This is a genomic window from Moorena sp. SIO3A2 (assembly GCF_010672265.1).
In the GTDB taxonomy this organism is placed as follows: Bacteria; Cyanobacteriota; Cyanobacteriia; order Cyanobacteriales; family Coleofasciculaceae; genus Moorena; species Moorena producens.
Window position 1 is genome coordinate 507,519 of record NZ_JAAHHC010000007.1, and the last position, 22,685, is coordinate 530,203.

Genomic DNA, 22,685 nt, shown 5'->3' on the forward strand with positions numbered 1-22,685 from the left:
TTTTTACCCCCTAAGCAGGTCTTTTAAGTGTGCCGTTTACTGTGCCGTTTAGTCTGCCGTTTAGTCTGCCATTACTATGGGCGACAGAACTATGGGCGACAGACACCGGCTTTTCACAAGGCTAGACACCTTGTCTACAGCTCCATAATCTAAAAGACCTTGGATCAGGTCTGGTTCAGGATTGACCAGATTACTTCCCCTAGTGGTGGAGTGTTTAATTCCAGCCCCTAGTTAAAGCCTGTAGCTTTTTTAAGGAGGTAGTACTACAGAACCATACAAGTCGTAGACATCACTATCAGTAATTTCTACTGATACTATGGTTCCTAAAGAGGCATCACCTTGAACGTAGACCAATCCATCCACCTCAGGAGCAAACCTGGCACTACGACCAATTAATTCACCCGTTAAGGGATTTTCTTGTTCTATGAGAACATCAACTATCTTGCCCAGACAGTTTTGATTTTTTTTTAAGGAAATCGGTTGCTGAACTGCCATCAGGGCATCCCGTCTGGCATCCATCACCCCTTGGGGCAACTGATTAGGCAATTTGTATGCTGCTGTTCCCTCCTCCGCAGAAAAGGTAAACACTCCAACATGGTCACATTCATGATGCTGGACAAATTCCAGCAAGTGTTCAAAGTGCTGCTCTGTCTCGCCGGGAAACCCGACAATAAAGGTGGTTCGCAACACTGCATCAGGAAGTGCAGTTTTGAGTTGCTTGATGATAGCGTCATTTACTCGTCCCTGCCAAGGACGGTTCATGGAGCGGAGGATTTCTGGATGGGAGTGCTGTAGAGGCAAATCGAGATAAGGAAGAACATTATGAGTTTCCTGAATGGCTTTAATGACGGATGGGGTTAAACCGGTGGGATAGGCGTAGTGGATCCGAATCCAGGGGATGTCTACTTCACCTAATGCTCTCAACAGTTCTGCCAGTTTTGGTTCACTGTATATGTCTAAACCATAGTTGGTGGTGATTTGCGAAATTAAAATCAGCTCTTGAACCCCTTGAGATGCCAACTGCTCGGCTTCCGCAACAATGGATTCTATGGTACGCGATCGCTGCTTTCCCCGGAGGTGCGGAATGATACAGAAGGAACAGCGGTAATCACACCCTTCTGCCACCCGCAGGTAAGCAACCCCTTCAGAAGTTGTTCGGTAGCGTGGCGTTGTTTCGTCAGCAATGTAGCTTGGTTCAGTAGAAACCTCTTGAACGCGATCGCCTGTTTCTACTCTTTGGATTACATCTACTATTTTATGGTAGTCCCCGGTTCCCACCACTGCCACTGCCTCAGGCAACTCTTCCAGTAGTTGGCTTTGGAAGTGTTGAGCCATACAGCCGGTGATCACAATTTTTTGATTAGCTTCCGCCAGTTCTACCAGCGTCCGGACTGATTCTCGCCGCGCTTCTTCTATAAAACTACAGGTATTTACAATAACATAGTCAGCTAATTCTTCATTGGCATCAACCTGGTATCCTGCCTGAACCAGCAGACCCAGCATATGTTCGGTATCAATGCGATTTTTCTCGCAGCCCAAGTGAGATATTGCTACAGTTGGCTTTTTGCCCATTCATTCATCATCTTATATTGTACTACAGCTTAGTCACATAACCTACTGCCCAATAGCCGCACCTTACACCATTGATTGAGCTTGGTGTGATTGAGCTTGGTGTGATTGAGCTTGGTGTGATTGAGCTTGGTGTGATTGAGCTTAGTGTGATTGAGCTTGGTGTGATTGAGCTTGGTGTGATTGAGTTTGGTGTGTCAGTGATGTGCTCAACTCCTAATCTGCTCTCCTAATTTACTAGTACTGATGTTCCATGTTGATTTCACTATCAAAACCTATACACTAATTGTAAATTAAATTTTATTAAAATATTCAAAAAAAAATTAGGAAATCTAAAAATATTCCCCACAGCCAATCATGCCATCGTCGGGATCGTGACTCCAACAGACCCCCGTTGGTAATATTCCTCTATGGGGGAGCGGGGGAGCGCTACTACAGTTATTAAATCGAGTAGTGCTGATCTCGGCTGTTAAGCAATTGCGGTCGGAAAGCTCAAAGTTGACAGGACAAAGGTTAGTAAACAGCTAGAGAAAATGTTGCAGAGTCTACCAAAAACTCTTATTATTTGTTAGAATTGAATTAGGGTAACACCGACAGGGATTATTATGTAACTTAAATTAAAGCCGAAAACCAAGGGTTTAATAGTTGCGCTCTCGACCTACGGTGGAACCAAATTTTTTGGAATTTTTATGGCGCTCGCGGGATATTCCGTCAGAGAAGCGCGGAGATACCCCCTGGATGTGAAAGCATCTTGCATTGGCGGGCTAGGGTCTATCTTGGTAGACTTTGGTAGCTAAAAAGTATCGGTACAATCTACTGGTAATATATATAATCCTATTTTACCTTTGACCTAGAATAAGTACGCATCAAAAACAGATGCAGTAGTTTTACGGCTAACCTCTCTCTTGGTGCGCGTTCCCTTGGCGAGGGAACCTCGCGCCTTGTCTTGATGCAAAGCGCGAGTGGGGGTTCCCCCCAAGACCGCGCTACCTCGCTGCATCGCTGTCGCACCGCTGTTAACCTAGCACCACTAGAAATGGTCTTCAGGAATTTTGGTGCTTGCTTTGGGGATAGCACTGACCGATACAATTGGTTTGAGCGACTGGTTTTAGCAACCGGTCGAACTAAATCCCAGGTTTGATCAAAAGAGTAAGCACCATAGCTTTTCTCTTGGTGCGCGTTCGGTGTGGGCGTTGAACCTCGCGCCTTGTCGCACCGCACCATTAATGCCAGTGGTAGACCGATGCCAGAAACGGCATCCGACCCTACTCTCAATTCCCAAGTTTTCTACAGGGGGCGCTGGTCCGCTCTATCTGTACCTTTTCCTCCCCGCTCCCTGATGAGATGGGGCTTCCAAACATCCCAGGATTGTGAACTTAGAGCAAATTTTCCAGACACCGAATCCAATCATAGGAGTTGTGCATTTGCTGCCACTCCCTACTTCCCCGCGCTGGGGCGGTAGCCTGCAAGCTGTGATTGACCGAGCCGAGCAAGAGGTCACCGCCTTAGGCTCTGGTGGAGTGGATGGGGTGATTGTTGAGAATTTTTTCGACGCCCCATTTACCAAAAACCAGGTCGATCCAGCAGTAGTCAGTACCATGACGATCATAGTCCAGCGACTGATGAACCTGGTTCCCATACCAATAGGGATCAATATTTTACGCAATGATGCTCATAGTGCTTTGGCAATTGCTACTTGTGTAGGGGCTAAATTTATCCGCGTTAATGTTCTGACTGGGATTATGGCAACAGATCAGGGCTTAATTGAGGGACAGGCTCATACACTCTTGCGCTACCGTCGGGCACTGGGTAGTGATGTTAAGATTCTTGCTGATGTTCTGGTTAAACATGGACAACCTTTGGAATCACCGAATATCACCATAGCTGTACAAGAAACTATAGAGCGGGGGTTAGCTGATGGTGTGATTCTATCTGGCTGGGGAACCGGTACTCCTACTAATCCCCAAGACCTGGTGTTAGCCTCGGCGGCGGCTAAGGGCAAACCAGTGTTTATTGGCAGTGGCGCTAATTGGGAAAATATTTCCACCCTGATGCAATATGCTGATGGGGTAATTGTTTCTAGTTCCCTCAAGCGTCGTGGACAAATTGATCAACCTATTGACCCGATTCGGGTCAGTCAATTTGTGGAAGCAGTACGCAGTAGTGTGTCTGCTAAACAAGAACAAAAACCAATTGTTTGACCGTTGAAGGTTGAAGGTTGGCCGGTTGAAGGTTGGCCGGTTGAAGGTTGGCCGGTTGAAGGTTGGCCGGTTGAAGGTTGTTCGCCCTAGGCGTTCCCTTAGGGTAGGTTGTCTGTCAGAATGCAGAATGTAGAATGCAGAATGTAGAATTCTAAATTCTAAATTCTACATTCTAAATTAAAAAATGTTGTTGGCCCTTGGCGTTCCCCTAGGGTAGGTTCAAGGTTGAGCATCAACAGTATCTCACCTTGGTTTCTGTCTATTGGTTGTTTGACTTGATAACGTAGTAGTTAGAACTTTCAAGCAACCCCTATTCCTAATTATCTAGATTATGAGTGTGAGTCGCAGGCGTTCTGCCCCCTGGATTTATCGTTGGTCCCGTCAGCTGATTGCTGCGATCGCTGTCGTGGGTGCCCTGTTAACTGCTTATCTGACTGTGGTTAAACTGACAGGTGGTACTGCAGTTTGCAGCGCGGGTGCAGGTAATGCTTCTAGCTGTAATGATGTCCTTTCCAGCCCTTATGCTAGTATATTTGGTCAGCCACTAACCTTGTTTGGCTTCCTGGCATACACCAGTATGGCTACATTTGCCTTGGCTCCGTTGTTAGTCAAGGGAGACCCAAAGAAGGGACTTCGCTCAAAACTAGAAAATTGGACTTGGTTATTGCTGTTGGCAGGTGCAGCAGCTATGACAGTTTTCAGTAGCTACTTGATGTACTTGCTAGCGTTTGAGATCCAAGCAGTATGTCTATACTGCATCAGTTCAGCATTATTTGCCATTAGCCTGCTAGTCCTAACCCTTGTGGGTCGCAGTTGGGAAGATATTGGTCAAATTTTCTTTATCGGTATGATCGTGGGCATGATCACCTTGGTGGGTACCTTAGGAGTTTATGCTAATGTTGGAGAATCCGTGGCCACATCAGCAGACAATGGTGGTCCAATTCCCACAGCCTCTGGTGCGCCAAACGCAGCTATTGGTGGCTGGAAAGTTACCACAACCTCTGGTCAATCAGAAATTGATCTGGCGCGTCATTTGACTGAGGTTGGTGCTAAGAAATACGGAGCTTACTGGTGTCCACACTGCTATGAGCAGAAGCAACTGTTTGGAAAACAGGCATTCTCTCAAATAGATTATATAGAGTGTGCTCGTGATGGCAAAAATGCTCAGACAGAAGCCTGTATCGCTGCTGGAATTCAATCCTATCCTACTTGGCAAATTAATGGCGAATTACTCCCTGGTGTCCAAACTCTAGAAGAATTGGCTAATGTCACTGACTATCAAGGCTCAAGGGACTTTAAGTACTATTTGCCAGGACGATCCTAGGATTTGAAGGCAAAAGGTAAAGAGATGGAAGTATGGGGAAATGGGGAGATGGGGAGATGGGGAGATTTTGATTAAGGGTAATTATCGGTTCTGATAGTAATAAGGTAAACCAGATTTTTTCCCTGTTTCCAATTCCCGATTCCCGATTCCCGATTCCCGATTCCCGATTCCCGATTCCCGATTCCCTTGGATAATTCACAAAATCTCAATGTCGTAGTCATTGGTGGTGGAGCCGCTGGTTTTTTTGGGGCAATTACCTGTGCAACGACTCATCCCCATACCAATGTCACTCTGCTAGAAGCCTCACGCCATCCATTATCGAAGGTGCGCATCTCTGGTGGTGGACGCTGTAATGTTACTCATGCTTGCTTTGACCCAGCCCAGTTGGTGCAAGCTTACCCGAGGGGAAGCAAAGCATTGCGAGGAGCTTACACTCGCTTTCAACCGAAGGATACCATTGCTTGGTTTGGGGCTCACGGTGTTGAGCTGAAAACTGAGACGGATGGCAGGATGTTTCCGATTACTGATAGTTCTGAAACTATTGTTGATTGTCTCTTACAAGTGGCTAAGAGGGCAGGGGTGACGATTCGCACTAGTAATCCCGTTAAGTGGATCTCTCGGCAATCTTCCCAACACCCGACTCCTGACACCCCACACCAGACCCCAGGAGGATTTGAAATTGGGTTGAGGAATGGTGAGACTATAAAATGCGATCGCGTTTTGATTGCTACTGGTAGCAATCCCCTAGGCTACCGTTGGGCAAAAGCCTTAGGTCATACCATCGAAACCCCGGTTCCTTCTCTATTCACCTTTAATATCCCAGACTCTCGTTTACAGGATTTAGCTGGGGTGAGTGTTAAACAGGTCTGCCTCAAATTACCCGATGCTGGTAAAACTTTGAAGGAACAAACGGGACCATTGCTAATTACCCACTGGGGTTTAAGTGGTCCAGCGGTACTCAAGCTTTCTGCTTGGGGGGCGAGAGTGTTGCACGAACACCATTATCAAATGCCGTTGTTGGTCAATTGGCTTCCTGATTACAACCCAGACCGATTGCGTAAATTACTCCTCGATGTTAAATCCCAGTTACCTCGACGCTTCATTACTACTAGTTGTCCTATTCCTATCCCAAAGCGCCTTTGGGTGAGCTTAGTGACTAGTGTGGGAGTGGGAGCACAAAACCGTTGGGCTGAGTTATCGAAAAAAACCGTACATCAGTTAGTTCAAGAACTGACTCAAGGACGCTATTTGATTCAAGGTAAAGGAGTTTTTAAGGAAGAGTTTGTTACTTGTGGTGGTGTTAGTCTCAAACAGGTTAATTTCAAGACTATGGAAAGCCGCCAATGTCCAGGTCTTTACTTTGCTGGGGAAATTCTCGATATTGATGGAATTACCGGGGGATTTAATTTTCAGAGTGCTTGGACAACGGGTTGGTTGGGAGGTCAAGGGATTGGAAATAGTTAGGAACGAAAAGTTTGTACAACAGTTAATTGATTTGCGGTATCACTAAATTTAGAGAGCATACGCAAACCACCACTAATGTTTTGTAATGTGAGAGCTAACCTTAATCAGCGTTCTTCCAAATTCTGAACTTCTGTATTTCTATGTTATTATTACCACGGATAAATATAACATAGCAGTCAAAATATCTCCATTCCTTCTCCCAGAACTCAACCACTGAGGTTATTGTTGGTGCGATCGCTTTTTAATTACCTCAATAACAAACTAAACAAACTCAGGAAACAAATTTTTTCCGCGCTACGTGAGTAGTTTCAAAGATTGTTTCCAGACTCGACCAATCTTCCTGTTCAATCACCTCAATTATCTGGTCAAGGCGATCGCGATACCCTACAAGCGTACGCATTATCGACTCCTGATTGTAACGAGCCATCATTACTCGCAGTTCTGGATTACCACCCCCCACACGGCTAGTATCACGAAAACCAGAACTAGCTAACTGTTGGGCTAACCTCAAAACCACTGGGTCAGTCTCCTGCATACAAGCATCAATCAAACTCCCACTCACCATCACCGGTAGATGAGAAATCCATGCTACCGCTTGGTCATGGTTTTCCGGGCTTGTGATGTAAACCAATGACTTAAGCGATCGCACAATCTCCTCCACCTTCTCAAGTGCTGGTTGTGGTGTTGTCTCAATCGGGGTCAGTACATAAGGGTTTCCTACAAATAGATTCGACACCGCAGCTTCCACACCACTGTATTCCCTTCCTGACATCGGATGACCACCTACAAAATTTTCCCACAGGGGAGCTATTTCTCTAACCACTGGCATTTTGACCGAACCAATATCAGTGATTACGGTATCCTTGTAAAGATAGTTGACTAAATGCTTGACAGTAGAGGCGATCGCGGCTATTGGGGTGCAAATAAACACAACCTCTGCTGTGGCTAGGATACTTAAGTCAATACTCGCATCATCAACAATGCCGTGATCAAGTGCGAATCGACAGGTTTTTGGTTGACGAGAGACTCCCAAGACCTGATGACCTTGTGCTCTCAAGTCCAATCCCAGGGACCCACCCATCAATCCCAGTCCTACAATACCAATTTTCATTATCTCTCACCCAGATTGAGCCTATGCCATGATAAATATTAATTTTTGTTAGATTGTAATGAATGTCAGGGAAATTATCCAACAATATGCAGCAGGGGTAAGAGATTTTACAGCTGCGGATCTTACGGAACTGAACCTAAGCGGCGCTACTCTTAGTGGTGCCGACTTGAGTGAAGCTAACCTGAGTATAACTAACTTAAGTGGTGCTAACTTGAGCGGCACAAACCTCCGCCGAGCCAACTTAAACATTGCTAGACTCAGTGGTGCCAATCTCTATAAAGCCAAGTTAACACAAGCAAAGCTCAATGTCGCAAATTTGATTCGGGCTGATTTAAGAGGTGCCCAACTGATTCAGGCATCACTGATTCGTGCTGAGATGGTTCGTGGTTCCCTAAGTGGAGCAAATCTAACTGGGGCAAACCTCTCTGGTGCTGATTTACGAGAAGCCACCCTCAGACAAGCCAATCTCAGCCGCGCTACCTTCAATGAAGCCAATCTAGGGGGGGCAACCCTTAGTCAAGCCAATTTGAAGGGAGCGCACTTAAACGGAACAAATCTGCACAAAGCCGATTTCAGTGGTAGCAATCTCAAAGGGGTTGAAATCAGACAAGGAAATCTCACCTGTGCCAATTTTAGGGGAGCTGATCTCAGTGGGGCAAATCTACGCTGGGCTGATTTAAGTGGAGCAAACCTCAGTTGGGCTGATCTGAGCAACGCTAAATTAAGTGGAGCTACCTTAGTTGGGGCTGATTTGAGCAATGCCAATTTAGTTAATACCAGTTTAGTACACGCTGATCTTAGTAAGGCCAGGCTGATTAAAGCCAATTGGATTGGAGCGGATTTGACTGGTGCTACCCTGACTGGGGCAAAACTATATGCTGTTTCCCGGTTTGGTCTCAAAACCGAAGGACTGATCTGTGAATGGGTTGACTTAAGTCCCGATGGTGATCAAAGTCAAATTATCCATCTGTCTTCCGAAGCTGCCAAAACCTTTTTCAACGAGACCCTCCCAACAGTAAAGATTATCGTTGATACACCATTAGACCTCAAAGGGAATTTGGCTTTAGCCTCGATTTATAATCAGATAGCCAATGTTTCTGAAGTCCTCAATCAACCGCCCAGCATTGAGGTGGGTGTCCGCAGAACAACCATTACCTTTACGAGCAACAACGCTGACTTATTCATTATCGCTTACTTGGCCATTGTCCCCTTCAAAGATGGAGGTCAAACTCATCGCAATATTGTGACCCTATTAAATAGCCTACCCTCACGATCAATATACACTTTAAGTAATCAAAACAAACAGCAAATCAATAAATTAATTACAAATATTTGCCAAGCTATTGAGCAGATTAAACCAATTAAAACCGTTAAGTTAGCACCAGAAATTAAATCATCGGCTAACTTTTTTATTGCTCCGACTCAGACAATTATTACTAACTCTAGAGACTACTCATTAAGTATTTATTCTAATCAAGATTTTGGGAAGTATCTGATGAATCAATCAAGCTGGAGCGAGCAATCTGAAGACACTACAACACCATCAAGACCAGTATCAACCCTGCCTCCAGTGAGCCAAATTGTTGAATTTATTAAAGCCTGGGATTATTTGACCGGTTAATGGTGTAGACAACACCTAAATCTATTATAGCAATTTTTTATAGCAATTATCAGCAACGTTTGAGCGACATTGCTTATCCTTTTAAGGCAATAGGCAATAGGCAATAGGCAATAGTCAAGAGGGTTTTAAGGGAATCAGCGTCAAAAAAGACTCTACTTCATAAGTGCGATCAACCCTATCAATTAACAGAACCCAATTTTAACCAGATATCTAGCAATCCGTGTAGGAATTGTGATAATTTTTGTTCCCTACTCCCTACTCCCTACTCCCTGCTCCCTGTTCCCAGATCCGCTGTTCCCTTTGCTATCAATTACTGCTTTAGGAGTGCGTTCGCGTTCGCCTTTGGCGTGGCCTACGGCCAAGCGTCGGCTTTGCCGAATCGCTTATCTTGAACTCAGGTTAATTAGATATTTGCTTGCTCCAAATTCTAATCTGCTGATCCCAACCACCACTAACTAGGGTTTGACCATCCTGGCTCAAAGCAACAGCAACAACATAGCCCGAATGACCATTTAAGGTGCTTTTCAACTGAGCGCTCCTCATATCCCACAACTTAATGGTCTTATCCCAACTACCGCTAATCAGGGTGCTTCCATCTCTAGTCATCGTTACTGACCACACCCCATCTGTGTGACCCGTCAAGGTCCTAGTCAATTTACCAGTGTTAAGATTCCACAAGCGAATCGTGCCGTCTCCTCCACCACTGGCTAAAGTCTTCCCATCCAGACTAATCGCTACAGACGACACCGATCGAGAATGTCCCTTGAAGATACGCACTAACTTACCTGTAGCTAGATTCCACAGCCGAATAGTTGTATCTTGAGAACCACTGACTAAGGTTTTGCCATCAGGAGAGATTTCAACAGAATTCACCGAACCTAAATGTCCGGTAAGGGTATGCAACAGTTTACCCTTAGGCAGCTGCCAAATCTTAATAGTGTTGTCCCAGCTACCACTAACTAAGGTTTTGCTATCGCCACTGAAGGCTAAAGTCGCCACTGTATCTTGATGTCCAGTCAGGGTACTTAAAGGTTTACCCGTGTTAAGATTCCAGGTCTTGATCATACGGTCATCACCGCCACTGACTAAAGTTTGACCATCCGGACTAATCGCCACAGCATTCACTGCACCACCGTGACCTCGCCAGGTACGAATTAATTGACCAGTGGACAGATTCCACAGGGAGATAGTGCCATCACTATGACCACTAGCGGCCATCAATTTTTGTACTGATTTTTGTATTGATCTCCCTTGAGCAACGGTGCCAATCGCCACAGAACTCACTGAGCCAGTCCCTACTTTGAGAGTATTCGTCAACTTGTAGAAAACTGTTCCGGTCTTGGCAGACGCAGCTGTAGGAGAAACACCGACTTGAGGAGTCTTTACAGGAGTTGGCAGTTTCAGCTGAGAGCGCCAGGTTAAATAGGTGTCAATGCTAATCCCAGATGCCACAATTGTGTCAGAATCGCCCACTAATCTGACCATACCATTAATGCCAATTACCCGCCCCTGATCGTCTAATACTGGTCCACCACTCATCCCAATTCTCACCAAATTGGTATAACTCAGAGCATATCCCCTAGGAAGTTTAGAACTAGCATCCGTGAGCAGTCCTTCGCTATTAATAAACCGCCGTTGTTGAGAAGCACCTCCAGAACGGGGCCATCCAGCCACATAAACCCTTTGACCTGCACTGATTTGCTGGGAATTCCCTAACCTAGCCACTGGGTAGTTAGAGGTGCTAGTGAAAGGTAAGATCGCTAAATCTACCCCTGGCATCCGTCTGATGTAGCGGGAGTCTACAGGATAACGATTGCCATCAGGGGTTTGAATCCTGTAGATGCCAGCTTTTTGTAGCACATGAGCACTGGTCAGGATATAATATATATTTGCTTGGCGTTCAACAATTATCCCACTCCCTCCCTGTTTTGGGCCATCAATCCGGACAGTAATCTGTTGCGCAATATTTTTAGCAGCTGGTGTTGATATCACCACTGTGGGAATTGCGGCAATGATGGCGATGCTCCCAATTAAAAACCCTGGAACTAAAAACCCTGGAACTGTTTTAGATAAGATGTTCATCAAGCTTGACCGGAATCAATGGCTACGTCTCCTCTAGTTTTCCCTGTCTTGATATACCCTTTTATCTTTGAACAAGTTTCCAAAATGCTTTAGCAAATCGTTTTCCAACAATCAAATAACTTTCCGTTGTTAAGTGGACATAGTCTTGCAAAGCCAAGTCATCTGTAGTAATCATCCTCGTAGCTGGTAACTGGACTGTTTCCTGTTGCGCTTTCACGGTTTCCCAGTTCGGGAGCTTTTCTGGATCAGTAGTGGTGCCAATTTGAGCAAAAACTACTGGTAACTCAGGTTTCCCTAAGTCTTGACGGAAATCTTTTACCAAGGTAACAAATTTATCAGCCCACTGATTGGGGAAAAACGTTATCTCATCGTCTTGAGAAGGCTTTTGAGCATCTTTTTCCCCTTGAAAGAAAAGTATACCGGTGATTTCTCCCATCACAGAAGCAGCACCTACTCGCTTTAAGCAAGAGCCATAAAGGGTATCCTCACTCAGGCTTCTTTGCCACTGTTGAATGGCAGTGCCAGACTTGGCACAAGGAATCAAACCGATGATTAGCTCAGGATTGTATTTCAATAATTCAGTAGCAAACGCCATCCCCGGACCTACCCCAGCTGACTTATCTTCCGAGACTTTATCAACTTGTCCACTTGGTGAATCAATCGGTTCTTTGCCTAGATGCCAGCGGTAATCGTTTCCAAAGACAAAAACGTTGGGGTGAGTAACGGAACTAGCAGGTGTTAGCTTACCTGTTCCGGACATATTCGACTGTCCTGCCAAAATAAACAGGGACATCTTGCCTTGAAAATCTGGTGGAATCACATTGATTTCCCGAGACTCAGATTTCCGCTTAACTAAGAAGCGACTAATAATACCGTAGCGTCTGATCAACTTACCGACTGGATAATACTTCTGGAGAATAATACCAAGAAAAAGACCGATAGCTAGAACGAAAATAACTGTCCAGGTTTCCATTAATTAATTGATGCCATAATCCTCGAATAGTAAATTCAAAACATGATGTCACTGATCAGTAAGTTTCCAAAACGCTTTAGCAAATCTTTTTCCAAGAATCAAATAACTTTCCGTTGTCAAGTGGACATGGTCTTGCAAAGCCAAGTCATCTGTGGTAATCATCCCAGTAGCTGGTAACTGGACTGTTTCCTGTTGCGCTTTCACGGTTTCCCAGTTCGGGAGCTTTTCTGGATCAGTAGTGGTGCCAATTTGAGCAAAAACTACTGGTAACTCAGGTTTCCCTAGGTCTTGACGGAAATCTTTTACTAACCTAACAAATTTATCAGCCCACTGATTAGGGAAGAATCTTCGACTTGGGTAGGCTTGAGGATTAAGGGCATCACTTTCTCCCTGAAAGAATAGTAAACCTTGAATTTCTCCCATTGGTGAAGCAGCATAGGCTCGCTTTAAGCAAGAGCCATACAAAGTATCTTCACTTAGATTTTTTTGCCACTGTTGAATAGTAGTGTCCCATTTAGCACAGGGAATTAAACCAACAATCAGCTCAGGATCGTATTTGAGCAATTCAGTAGCAAATGCTATACCTGGACTGACTCCAGCTGACTTATCTTCCGAGACGTGATCAACTTGTCCACTTGGTGAATCAATCGGTTCTTTGCCTAGATGCCAGCGGTAATCGTTTCCAAAGACAAAAACTCTGGGGTGAGTAATGGAACTAGCAGGTGTCAGCTTACCACTTCCTGACATATTCGACTGTCCTGCCAAAATAAATAAGGAGATATTGCCTTGAAAATTGGCAGGAACTGGTTTGCTTTGATTATCCTTAATGGTAGAAGTGCTGAGGATACCGTAGCGTCTGAACAACTGGTCTACTTGAGCAGACTTTTGTAGTATAATACCTAAAAAAGCACCGATAAGTATACCGATAACTAGATAGGAAATTATTGACCAAGCTTTCATGATATAGCATTTTTATTTGAGATGTTAAACACTTAGGATTTTACAGTTCTCGTAGTAATGAGGTCTACAGGATTTTTTCCTTATTCCGAAGTTCCCTAGTCTGACTTTACTACTCCCTACTCCCTACTCCCTACTCCCTACTCCCTACTCCCTAAGACTTTGGAGCTCACCAAACTAATAATTGCTATCATTATCAATGACTTGTGAACTTTGTGGAAGAGATGTAGAGCGATTGACAGTTCATCACTTGATTCCTAGACAAAACACTAAGCGAAAAAAGATGAAACCTGGTCCAACGATTACTATTTGCCCTGCTTGTCATCGACAAATACATGCTTTATTCCCAAATACTCGTTTAGCTCTGGAATTGAATACCTGTGAAGCTTTGAAAAATGACCCTCAGATGCAGAAGTTTTTAGCCTGGGTCAGAAAGCAAAAGCCTGATAAGCGGGTGAGGGTTCATCGTTCTTAAGCGTTCGCGTAGCTTGACCAAAGGTCAATCGCATAAGCGCGTTTGTATCTGGGTTGTAAACACACGTATTCCATAAAAAGGCAAAAGGCAAGAGGAATCCCCCCTAACCCCCCTTAGTAAGATACTGCTGGCGAATTTAACATTTAGAAATATCAGCCTGAAGACAGCAGTCTTTATAGCCCCCCAACCCCCAATTCTGGGGGAGCATGAACTTAAAGTTACCCATCTGCTACCCTTGTGTAAACAAATATTAATTTCGCCAACGGTATCTAGTAAGGGGGGCAGGCAAGAGGGGAAAGATATACGGAGTTTTATTGGATAAAAAAATACCTCTTAGGTTTACATCTCAAATAAAAATGCTATACCTGCCATTTTTATGAAAATGATCAAAAAAATCGCTTTTTACTCTTGGTCGATGTGATTCAAACCTCGCTGGTTCATGCTTTCAAGCTGCTTGTCACCCCGTGAAAGTCTTGGCTCAGATAACTTGAAAATCCGAGATAGTCTCAATCCACACCCTTGCGCCACAATGTAACGGATTATCAGGGCGATACATCACCCGACAAGGGCCATTGACTTCTACCGTATGACCGTAAATGTTTTTAGAGCCTCGTTTTACCGTAATCACTGGATTGCGTTCCCCGGTGTTGTGATTTTGGCGAATGACTTTCTGATTAACGTGGATCACAGCCTTCGTGTAATTTGTACGCTTTGACCAATTCCGCTTTGGTCCACGAGTGCCAGGGGTGACCACTGGCATGCCATCAAACAGAGGAATCACCCAAGTTCTACCCACCTTATACGCTCCTTTGACTCTGCCCTTGCCCAGAAGGAAACGAACCCGAGTGGCAGAAACACCCAGTAATTCAGCGGCTTGTGCGGTAGAAATCATCATGAGGCAATAACCATTGCTTTAACGATACTATTATTATAACCACATTTTGGAGAAGATTCAAGGGATTAGAAAAACTATTGCATTTTCGCAAGGAGCTGGAGTGGGTGGAGTAGGTTAAGTGAGCTAAATATGTGGTGTGGGCGCTTTGAAACTATTGCATTGTCGCCATCTTAAGGAGTATCGGGGGAAGGATGGGTGGAGTGCTAGCAATAGGAGTAGTAGACTAAATAGGAGTAATGGGTTTAGTGGGTGCTGTAAAACTATTGCATTGTGGTAACAAAAAGTAGCCGGAGTGGGTGTAGTGGGTTAAGCGAGTTTAATCGGTGGTGTAGGTGTTGTAAAACTATTGCATTGTCGCCATCTCAATCAGGATCGGGCGCGGGGAGATGGGGGAAATGGGGAGACGAAATTGATCTCTAGCTGTAATTTACAGAATTGGTATAACTACAAATCAGATTTGAAACTACCCCCTGCTTCAGTCATTAATCGTAGTGGGCAGTAGGGTGGGCAGTGCCTACCAAAGCGCTTTGCAAGCTTGATTATCTGTCTGGTGCACTGCCCACCCGACATGAACCAAGCAGTAGGGTGGGCAGTGCCTACCAAAGCGCTTTGCAAGCTTGATTATCTGTCTGGTGCACTGCCCACCCGACATGAACCAAGGGTGGGCAGTGCCTACCAAAGCGCTTTGCAAGCTTGATTATCTGTCTGGTGCACTGCCCACCCGACATGAACCAAGCTTATTGATAATGGTGCAAGATTTGAGTATAATTACAAATCAGATTTGAAACTACCCCGCAGGAGCAAGAAAAAAGTACCCTCAAGGGTACTGTCTCCTGAAAATAGTGAGCCTAGGATAGATTTATTGACCGTTGACCGTTGACCGTCAATCATTCAACTTGGCATAGATATCCTCAACAACCTTTAGATCATTTGACTTAAAAAATAGAGACATGAGCGAAACCAATATTTATCAACAAATTTGGGAAAGTGACGAAAACCAATTCTCGGTTAGCACTCGCACTAGCTCCGGAGAATGGGAAGACGAAACTGCTGACATTCTATTAGATGAGCAGGTCAAAGCTAGCGGTCAACGTGAAATCGACTTAGCTACCCGACCCTTATTCTATAAAGTTAATGAAGACAAATTGTTCGATGAAACCCGCACCTATAGCAGTTTCATTAAACTCTTAGATAACTACGCCATCCGCTCTCTTGACCCAGAATTTACTCCTGAGGAAGAAGAACATGAGCAATTAGATTTTATTTCTCTGATTCTCTCTACCAAACCGATCCAACTTGCCCGAAACTATATTAACGAAGAGTTAGGTGAAAATCTTTCGGAGCAGCAATTTAGAATCAAGCTACAGCGAATCTGGTTTGAACACTACACCAATTACTACAAGGGCAAATCAACTCACTTCGCTTCTGGCTTTGAGCATGTATTTGTTGGGGAAGGAAAATACAATATCCGCTCTGGAGATAAACGAGAAACTCTTGGCACCATTTCTGGTTACCATTCATGGGTAAAATTCTACCTAGATGAAAAAAATCAGCGAGTAAATTTTCTCGGCTACAAGTATGACTTACGAGGGAATGAAGGACCGAATAATCCCAACGTTGTCACGTTACAAATGAACCAAAACGTGACTGATATGGGAGGCAATGTTATTGCTAAATTGTTCAAGAAGAAAGGGGGATTTTTTGTTGGACCAAGCCCTGAATGTGAAATCGCGATCGCAACCGTTGCCTATTATGAAAGTATCTATGGCAAAATTCGTGACAAGCGTCGAATTACTATCAATGATGCCACTTACGATTTAGTCCTCTACCGCAGTACCAATCCCAATGGTAGCCGTGGCGAGTTTATTCGTTCCTTCTTTCCCATCTTCCTGAGCAAGGATGGCACAAAAGAACCGGATATGGATCGTCCAGTAGTTGTGCCAGTAGATGATATCATCAAGAATGATGGTGCTGTGATAATCGTAGCCGCATTACCTAATCCAGAAGGCTCCGATGAAGGCGGAAGCGAATGGGTTGAGTTGAAGAATGTGACCAGTGAAGCCATTGACCTCACTGGCTGGGAGATGGCAGATAAACTAGGTCGTCCCCAACTCCTGAGTGGGATTCTTCAGCCCTTAGAAGTTAAGCGCTTCCCAATCACCCGTTTAACTCAATCCTCAATGCAGTTGAGCAATAAATCAGGATTGATCACAGTACGCGATCGCTCCTCCAACCAGATAGCAACAGTTAAATACTCTCGTGCTCGTTCTGGTCACATCTTTCAATTTAATTAGTCATCTCGAGTCAGGTTAATCACTTACTATTTAGGTTCATCGATAATTGTTAATTGTTAATTGTTAATTGTTAATTTTCAATTTCAATTTCAATTATCGATTTTCAATTGACGAAAAACCCAGAATGATAAGTATTCAACCAGACAGGATCGGACTACTTATGTACAGAGCCATCAGGCATAGTTGCGCCCTTGAGGTTAATGCCCTGGCGCTTAGCCCTCCTGATGTCAAAGTTAGCGTCCTTGAGGTTAGCCCCGCCCAGGTTAGCACCATGCAAGCGAGCACCGTTTAGGTTAGCCCCCTCTAGGTTAGCTCCCCACAGGTTAGCCCCCCTAAGGTTAGCTCTCCACAGGTTAGCCCCCTCTAGGTCGGCACCACTAAGATTCGCCCCCTCCAGCTTAGCTTGCTTGAGGTTCTTATCCTGTAGGTTGATATTTGGGAGATTGCAGCCTGGGCATTCTCCACTGCTTAGCAACTGTCTGGCTGGACTGGTGAGCCAGGCATAGGTTATAGCCGATGAAGAAGCAGCCACAAGGCTGAGGGTGGCAAGTTTTACTACTGCCTTTGTTGGTTGTATAGCCCGCAACAGTGTTTTTAGAGGAGTGACATCATTCACTACATCAATCGGCTTCAGGGCTTTTAGGGCAGTTGCTGCATCGGGATAGCGATGTTTGAGGTTAGGTGCCACCATTTTGTCGAGCCAATGAATAAACTGAGGATTTAACTTGGGCAACAGTGGTTTGAAATTAATCCGATAATTATCATCAACTAAGGTGTTGATTTCGCTAGATTTTGTCCCTGTCAGCAAGCAAATCAGGGTTGTCCCTAAGCTATACAGATCAGATGCTTTGGTCAATTGCCGATTAAACATCTGCTCTGGTGGCATAAACCCTACACTACCTTTAACAACGCTACTAAGCGTCACATCCCCACCTGCTATCCGGGCAAAACCGAAATCTACTAGATACACCTTCAAGTTGCCCTGTCTATCAACCAAAATATTTTCTGGTTTAATATCTCGATGAATCACAGGAGGTTGCCGCCGTTGCAAGTAAACCAAGACTTCCAAAACAGCGATCGCAATTTGCTTAACTTCTTCTGGTGTCCAGTGGTAATCTTCCGCGAGGGAAGGTGCTGGTTTATATTCTTGGACTAAGCAAAATCCAGTGGGAGTGTCAAAAGAATCGATATAGCGAGGAATGCTAGGATGATTGAGCTGCTGCAGGAGTTTAATTTCTCGTTCATAAGTGTCATATTCTGCCCAGCTAGTGCCTAATTGGGAAAACTGCAACTGCTTAATCACAACATTTTGCTGAGTCTCCAGTTGTGTCGCCAGGTAGGTGACTCTACCCCCAGCGTGATTTTGTCCTAACTCTTGTTTAATTTCATAGCCCTGGGGGCTAAAGTCTAGATCCTTGCTCATAGTGCTAATTTCAACTTTCCATGTTTGAGAAGCGGATATGATGACCACCGAAGAACACACATCTAATATCTATCCTGGCATATAGTTTTTATACCCAGTTGCTTTCTGTTGTAGCAAATGAGGACAAAATCGGGAGGGGGGAGAGGGGTGAAGAGTGGAAGCTTTGGGGTTGTCAACAATTGTCAGATCATCCCGCAACGGGAGTAAGGCCGATCATTACAATGGCTGATCACTGATAGCTGATTTAATATATATGATTTAATATAGCTGATTTAATATAGCTGATTGCTTACATCCGATTTCCTACCGGGTGACACTACAGCAAATCCAATTACTTCTGTAAACCACTAATTCCGGAAACACTGTTGGTTTCTTGAAAAAAACTAAATAGAAGTGATTCTGGTAGGAAAAAATTCTTTGAAAATTAATCCAAATCATTCCCTATGGGGAAAGCTCCTAAATGGGCGTTATAAAATCATTGAATCTCTAAGTGCTGGGGCATTTGGCAAAACCTATATCGCAGAGGATACCAGACAACAGGGCCATCCCCGCTATGTGATTAAGTATCTTCAGCCCAAAAGCGATGATCCTCAAAAATGGCAATTTCTTAAGCGTCTCTGGCTCAATGAAGCTCAAACCTTGATCAAACTGGGTAGCCATAACCAAATTCCTCGTCTAGTTGATTATTTTGAAGATCACCACGGATTTTACTTAGTTCAAAAGTTAATTATCGGAGAAACTCTTAGTACTGAACTGCCGATCAGCCAAAACAGTAATAAACGCTTTAGGGAAAACCAGTGCATTGAACTATTACAAGATGTTTTAGGCATCCTAGAATTTATTCACCGCCAAGGGATAATTCATAGGGACCTCAAACCCAATAACCTAATCAGACGAGGGTCAGACCGTAGGCTAGTTTTGATTGACTTTGGTGCTGCTGAGCTGATTAATTCAAAGTCAATCAAACTCCATCTGACCAAGATCCCATCGTCTGATCCATCCAGCACAATTCGTCCCTTCGCCTACATACCCCCAGAGCAACTTGCTGGTCAATCCTTTCCTAACAGTGACATTTATTCCCTAGGAATGATTGCGATTCACGCCCTCACAGGCATGACCCCAATGCAATTGGCTGACCCTGAGACTGGTGAGATTGATTGGCGAAAACATGTATCGGTTAGCGATAAAATGGCGTTTGTACTCAACCATATGGTGTCTTACAACAGCGAAGCACGCTATCAGTCAGCAACTGATGCCTTAATCGTACTTAAGACACTGATGTGTACTCAAAGTCCTGAGTTAAAAGTATCTATTGCTAAGTCTGACTCAGAACTGATAACGGAGCACTCACCACTCAGTATCAAGTTTAGTGACAATGACACTCTTGAATTAAACGTGCTAGATACTCAGTCTGACTCAATGGTTACCATTGAACACTCAGCACTGACTAGGGAGTCTAGCTCACAACAATTAAAACAGGCAACGCCATTGTCTGACTCAGGAGTCAAAAATGAGCAGAAAACACTCCTGGAAAAACACTCAAAAAGTAGTAATAACGAATCAAAATTTATTATTCAAGAATCAAAAAGTAGTAATAACGAATCAATAAATAACACTAAAGAATCAAAAAATATTAATAATAACTTAGCACTTAGCACTGATGAGCCGCCATTAGATTGGAAAGTGTATGTCCGTGAATTCGCCCTGTATAGCTGGCCAAAATTGCCACCTTTACTGAAAGGAATCGGAGTGGGAGCAGCAAGCTCCAATGCTATAGCCATTTTAATCGGACTTTATGCTTTACTGAATGCTTCTGCGTCTCGTTCTGAATTTGATATTCTACAAAAGGCAATCAAACACTATCAAGCCGGTGATTTGGAGGAAGCGATCGCACTAGCAGAATCGATTCCTAGCGATAGCCTGATCTATGAACAATCCCTAAATACGGTTCAACAGTGGCAGCAACAATGGCAAAGTGCTGAAGCTCTGTTTAAGGCTACAGAGCAAGCCTTTGATCAAGGAAGATGGTCAGATGTGCTTGAGGGATACGATAAAATGCCCTCAATTGGCTTTTGGCAAAAGAAGATGGAGCCATTAGTCAAGAAGGCAAAACCTCGCCTTGAGGCAGAAGCCCAAGGGTTATTAAAGCAAGCCTACAAACAAGCATTAGCCCAAGAGTTTACCAATGCGATCGCACTACTCGAACAAATCCATCCAGAAACCCGCACCGGTGCTAAAGTCCAACCAAAGCTGAAGGAATATCAGCAAAAGCAACAGATTCGAGCAGAGTACTTGTTACAAGAAGCCTATGAACAAGGAGGACAGGGTAACTTTATTAAAGCGCTAGTGTATTTGTCTCAAATCCCTAAAGAAACCCCCACCTACCAGAAAGCGAGAATCAAGATAGCTGAGTATTCCCGTAAGCAGCATTTAAAGGAAGAAGTGGAACGACAAGCTGCATTAGCTAGAGCAGTGTTAGAAAAACAAAGGCAATCAGGGGTTAACCAAAAACCGTTGCTCAACGTCAACGTTGAATCAAGCCGTTCCCCACTCAAGCATGGGTTACAGTGGCAAGAAGTCAACCATTAGGATATTATTGCTGACTACTGACTGTTGACTACCGACTGGCTTATATTTACTGGACTGATTATTGTTAACTATTTATTGTTGACTGTAACCTGTACTCAAAACTCCCGACACAACAGTGATTTCAAAAAAATTTGCGAAAGTACTTGCCAGACTTTGTACTTTATGATTATAATCAGTAGATGTGAAGAGCAATTGTTTGGCAATCCTCAGTAGCTCAGCGGTAGAGCGGTCGGCTGTTAACCGATTGGTCGCAAGTTCGAATCTTGCCTGGGGAGTTTAAATTTTCAATATAACACCTCCTGATAGCCTGGAAGTTATTCAAGGTCTAGAGAGTTAGCGTATCAGACTTCCCCTGAAATGCCTTGCCAGTGGATACAAGATTTTTCACTAAGGGGTGGTTCATTGTTGCTCAACCGGACGATAAGCGCGTTTGGGCATGGTAGATTATTGGGACAATCAAGTTTTATACAGGAAATAGCTTCGACCTGATCCCTGAAATTGACATAATCGTGATTTACTGGCCACTAGCCCAGAAATCACGATTAGTGATTGGTGATATCAGATGGTGATCCTTAAAGATTGAAAACTGCGCTCACCTATGCCAAGTAGGTCTGTGAACAAAAAATTCGACAAAACAAGCTAAGCAATGGGATTCCAAAGAAAATCATAAATGGAGGGCTATCTGTGCAGGGGCAGTTTCCTTTGACTACGGTAGGGGCACTTGCCTTAACTACAAGTGGACGAATTTTGATTGTGAAAACCACTAAATGGCGGGGTCAATGGGGTGTACCAGGAGGTAAAGTAGAATGGGGTGAAACCCTCGAAGAGGCACTGCTCAGAGAGTTTCGGGAAGAAGTTGGTCTAGATTTAACTCAGGTACGCTTTGGGTTGCTACAGGAAGCAGTGTTGGACTCACAGTTTGTGCGAGAAGCCCATTTCATCATGGTTAATTACTATGCCTTTTCTGCCAGAGAAACCATCACTCCCAACGAAGAAATTGAGCAATGGGTATGGGTGACTCCCCAAAAAGCTCTGGAGTATCCTCTCAATAGCTACACTCGCCTGTTAATTGAGGAGTATCTGGAAAATAAAATTTATAATCACTATGATATATAACTTTTCTCATAGCTATGAGGTACAGAGATTTTTTTTCTTATTACCTATTCCCTGCTCCGTTCGCGTTTGGCCGTAGGCCAAACGCGAACGCGCAGCGTCGGCAAAGCCTAAAGCGTGGCTCACGGCCTTAGCTACCCGATCCGCTGTTCCGGTGATCCGCTGTTTCCTAAAACCCGGAAATTTGTAGCTCACTCGTGAATAGAATTTCTATATATTATAAATTATATAATATAGTAATATTTTAACAATTAAAAATCAAATAATTTAAAAAAAATGTTACATAAAAACCAATATTTAAAATAAACTAAGAGTATCTAAAACCGCTTTAATCTTAGGAACTTCATGAGTTCTAAACAAATCGGTTTTTCCTAATGCTGCTAAGCTGTTGCGCATTTAAACTGTGATAACAGCATTGCCTTTGTTTTTTATTTTTCGTACCCATTTTATAATTAACCCTCCTTCATTTAAAAGATGATTTAACAAACATTCTAATTCTTCAATTGATTTGAAAACTCGATTGGCAATATATTCTTTTGCTGAATGCCAAACCAATTCAATTAAGTTATAATCAGGACTATACTCGGGAAGATA

General features: G+C 43.9%; 19 protein-coding genes, 1 tRNA gene and 1 pseudogene. 9 read left to right on the forward strand and 12 right to left on the reverse strand.

The window, feature by feature from the left end:
* Window positions 1-249 precede the first annotated feature (249 nt).
* The 3 genes and pseudogenes from rimO to F6K64_RS11780 all read right to left on the reverse strand — a co-directional run bounded on the left by rimO (window position 250) and on the right by F6K64_RS11780 (window position 2,844).
* Window positions 250-1,572 (reverse strand): 30S ribosomal protein S12 methylthiotransferase RimO, encoded by a 1,323-nt coding sequence (gene rimO / locus F6K64_RS11770; protein ID WP_008177602.1) that lies wholly within the window; start codon window positions 1,570-1,572, stop codon window positions 250-252.
* 29 nt (window positions 1,573-1,601) lie between these two features.
* A pseudogene (locus tag F6K64_RS38165) lies at window positions 1,602-1,703 on the reverse strand (hypothetical protein); the annotation flags it as partial.
* Window positions 1,704-2,403: 700 nt separating this feature from the next.
* Window positions 2,404-2,844 carry a hypothetical protein gene (locus tag F6K64_RS11780; protein WP_131827034.1) on the reverse strand — a complete coding sequence of 147 codons (441 nt, stop codon included), beginning with the start codon at window positions 2,842-2,844 and terminating at the stop codon, window positions 2,404-2,406.
* Between the two features lie 95 nt (window positions 2,845-2,939).
* On the opposite strand from F6K64_RS11780, the gene btpA reads away from it, so the two are divergent.
* A complete protein-coding gene (gene btpA, locus F6K64_RS11785) occupies window positions 2,940-3,770 on the forward strand; it encodes a photosystem I biogenesis protein BtpA (protein ID WP_008177609.1) in 831 nt (276 codons plus the stop codon).
* 331 nt (window positions 3,771-4,101) lie between these two features.
* Window positions 4,102-5,094, forward strand: coding sequence for a vitamin K epoxide reductase family protein (locus tag F6K64_RS11790; protein WP_008177610.1), 993 nt, complete (start codon window positions 4,102-4,104; stop codon window positions 5,092-5,094).
* On the opposite strand, the gene F6K64_RS38860 is transcribed toward F6K64_RS11790, so the two are convergent.
* Window positions 5,066-5,293: a hypothetical protein gene (locus tag F6K64_RS38860; RefSeq protein WP_071986764.1), complete on the reverse strand. Its 228-nt coding sequence runs from the start codon at window positions 5,291-5,293 to the stop codon at window positions 5,066-5,068. The genes F6K64_RS11790 and F6K64_RS38860 overlap by 29 nt on opposite strands.
* On the opposite strand from F6K64_RS38860, the gene F6K64_RS11795 reads away from it, so the two are divergent.
* The gene (locus F6K64_RS11795) at window positions 5,281-6,558 is read left to right on the forward strand and encodes a BaiN/RdsA family NAD(P)/FAD-dependent oxidoreductase (RefSeq protein ID WP_008177613.1); all 1,278 of its coding nucleotides are present in this window, start codon (window positions 5,281-5,283) and stop codon (window positions 6,556-6,558) included. The two genes, F6K64_RS38860 and F6K64_RS11795, sit on opposite strands and share 13 nt — an antisense overlap.
* 271 nt (window positions 6,559-6,829) lie before the next feature.
* Here the strand turns inward: F6K64_RS11795 and F6K64_RS11800 are convergent, their stop codons facing one another.
* Window positions 6,830-7,669 carry a prephenate/arogenate dehydrogenase gene (locus F6K64_RS11800; RefSeq protein WP_008177615.1) on the reverse strand — a complete coding sequence of 280 codons (840 nt, stop codon included), beginning with the start codon at window positions 7,667-7,669 and terminating at the stop codon, window positions 6,830-6,832.
* Window positions 7,670-7,727: 58 nt separating this feature from the next.
* Here F6K64_RS11800 and F6K64_RS11805 point away from each other — a divergent pair, with 58 nt between their 5' ends.
* Entirely contained in the window at window positions 7,728-9,290 is a 1,563-nt protein-coding gene (locus tag F6K64_RS11805) for a pentapeptide repeat-containing protein (protein WP_008177617.1), read from the forward strand.
* A 399-nt stretch (window positions 9,291-9,689) separates the two neighbouring features.
* Here F6K64_RS11805 and F6K64_RS11810 read toward each other — a convergent pair whose 3' ends face one another.
* The 3 genes from F6K64_RS11810 to F6K64_RS11820 form a co-directional block, all read right to left on the reverse strand.
* Window positions 9,690-11,372 carry a trypsin-like peptidase domain-containing protein gene (locus F6K64_RS11810; RefSeq protein WP_008177620.1) on the reverse strand — a complete coding sequence of 561 codons (1,683 nt, stop codon included), beginning with the start codon at window positions 11,370-11,372 and terminating at the stop codon, window positions 9,690-9,692.
* Between the two features lie 61 nt (window positions 11,373-11,433).
* Entirely contained in the window at window positions 11,434-12,345 is a 912-nt protein-coding gene (locus F6K64_RS11815) for a sialate O-acetylesterase (protein ID WP_008177623.1), read from the reverse strand.
* Window positions 12,346-12,393: 48 nt separating this feature from the next.
* Window positions 12,394-13,305 (reverse strand): sialate O-acetylesterase, encoded by a 912-nt coding sequence (locus F6K64_RS11820; RefSeq protein ID WP_008177625.1) that lies wholly within the window; start codon window positions 13,303-13,305, stop codon window positions 12,394-12,396.
* 196 nt (window positions 13,306-13,501) lie between these two features.
* Here F6K64_RS11820 and F6K64_RS11825 point away from each other — a divergent pair, with 196 nt between their 5' ends.
* On the forward strand, window positions 13,502-13,777 hold the full coding sequence (locus tag F6K64_RS11825; RefSeq protein WP_008177627.1) for an HNH endonuclease: 276 nt from the start codon (window positions 13,502-13,504) through the stop codon (window positions 13,775-13,777).
* Window positions 13,778-14,255: 478 nt separating this feature from the next.
* On the opposite strand, the gene F6K64_RS11830 is transcribed toward F6K64_RS11825, so the two are convergent.
* Window positions 14,256-14,672, reverse strand: coding sequence for a helix-turn-helix domain-containing protein (locus F6K64_RS11830; protein ID WP_008177630.1), 417 nt, complete (start codon window positions 14,670-14,672; stop codon window positions 14,256-14,258).
* 950 nt (window positions 14,673-15,622) lie between these two features.
* Here F6K64_RS11830 and F6K64_RS11835 point away from each other — a divergent pair.
* Complete coding sequence (locus F6K64_RS11835; protein WP_008184302.1) at window positions 15,623-16,966, forward strand: lamin tail domain-containing protein; 1,344 nt, start codon at window positions 15,623-15,625, stop codon at window positions 16,964-16,966.
* Window positions 16,967-17,120: 154 nt separating this feature from the next.
* Here the strand turns inward: F6K64_RS11835 and F6K64_RS11840 are convergent, their stop codons facing one another.
* Window positions 17,121-18,389 carry a serine/threonine-protein kinase gene (locus tag F6K64_RS11840; RefSeq protein ID WP_008184304.1) on the reverse strand — a complete coding sequence of 423 codons (1,269 nt, stop codon included), beginning with the start codon at window positions 18,387-18,389 and terminating at the stop codon, window positions 17,121-17,123.
* Window positions 18,390-18,806: 417 nt separating this feature from the next.
* Here F6K64_RS11840 and F6K64_RS11845 point away from each other — a divergent pair, with 417 nt between their 5' ends.
* From F6K64_RS11845 to F6K64_RS11855, 3 genes are all read left to right on the forward strand, one after another.
* Window positions 18,807-20,978 (forward strand): serine/threonine-protein kinase, encoded by a 2,172-nt coding sequence (locus tag F6K64_RS11845; protein WP_161603165.1) that lies wholly within the window; start codon window positions 18,807-18,809, stop codon window positions 20,976-20,978.
* A gap of 203 nt (window positions 20,979-21,181) precedes the next feature.
* Window positions 21,182-21,253 (forward strand) — tRNA-Asn (locus F6K64_RS11850).
* Window positions 21,254-21,662: 409 nt separating this feature from the next.
* Complete coding sequence (locus tag F6K64_RS11855; RefSeq protein WP_044493200.1) at window positions 21,663-22,094, forward strand: NUDIX domain-containing protein; 432 nt, start codon at window positions 21,663-21,665, stop codon at window positions 22,092-22,094.
* A gap of 12 nt (window positions 22,095-22,106) precedes the next feature.
* Here the strand turns inward: F6K64_RS11855 and F6K64_RS11860 are convergent, their stop codons facing one another.
* Both F6K64_RS11860 and F6K64_RS11865 read right to left on the reverse strand, forming a co-directional pair.
* Window positions 22,107-22,286: a hypothetical protein gene (locus F6K64_RS11860; RefSeq protein ID WP_131827036.1), complete on the reverse strand. Its 180-nt coding sequence runs from the start codon at window positions 22,284-22,286 to the stop codon at window positions 22,107-22,109.
* Between the two features lie 201 nt (window positions 22,287-22,487).
* On the reverse strand, window positions 22,488-22,685 hold a 198-nt coding region (locus F6K64_RS11865), incomplete at its 5' end, for a transposase (protein ID WP_287265468.1).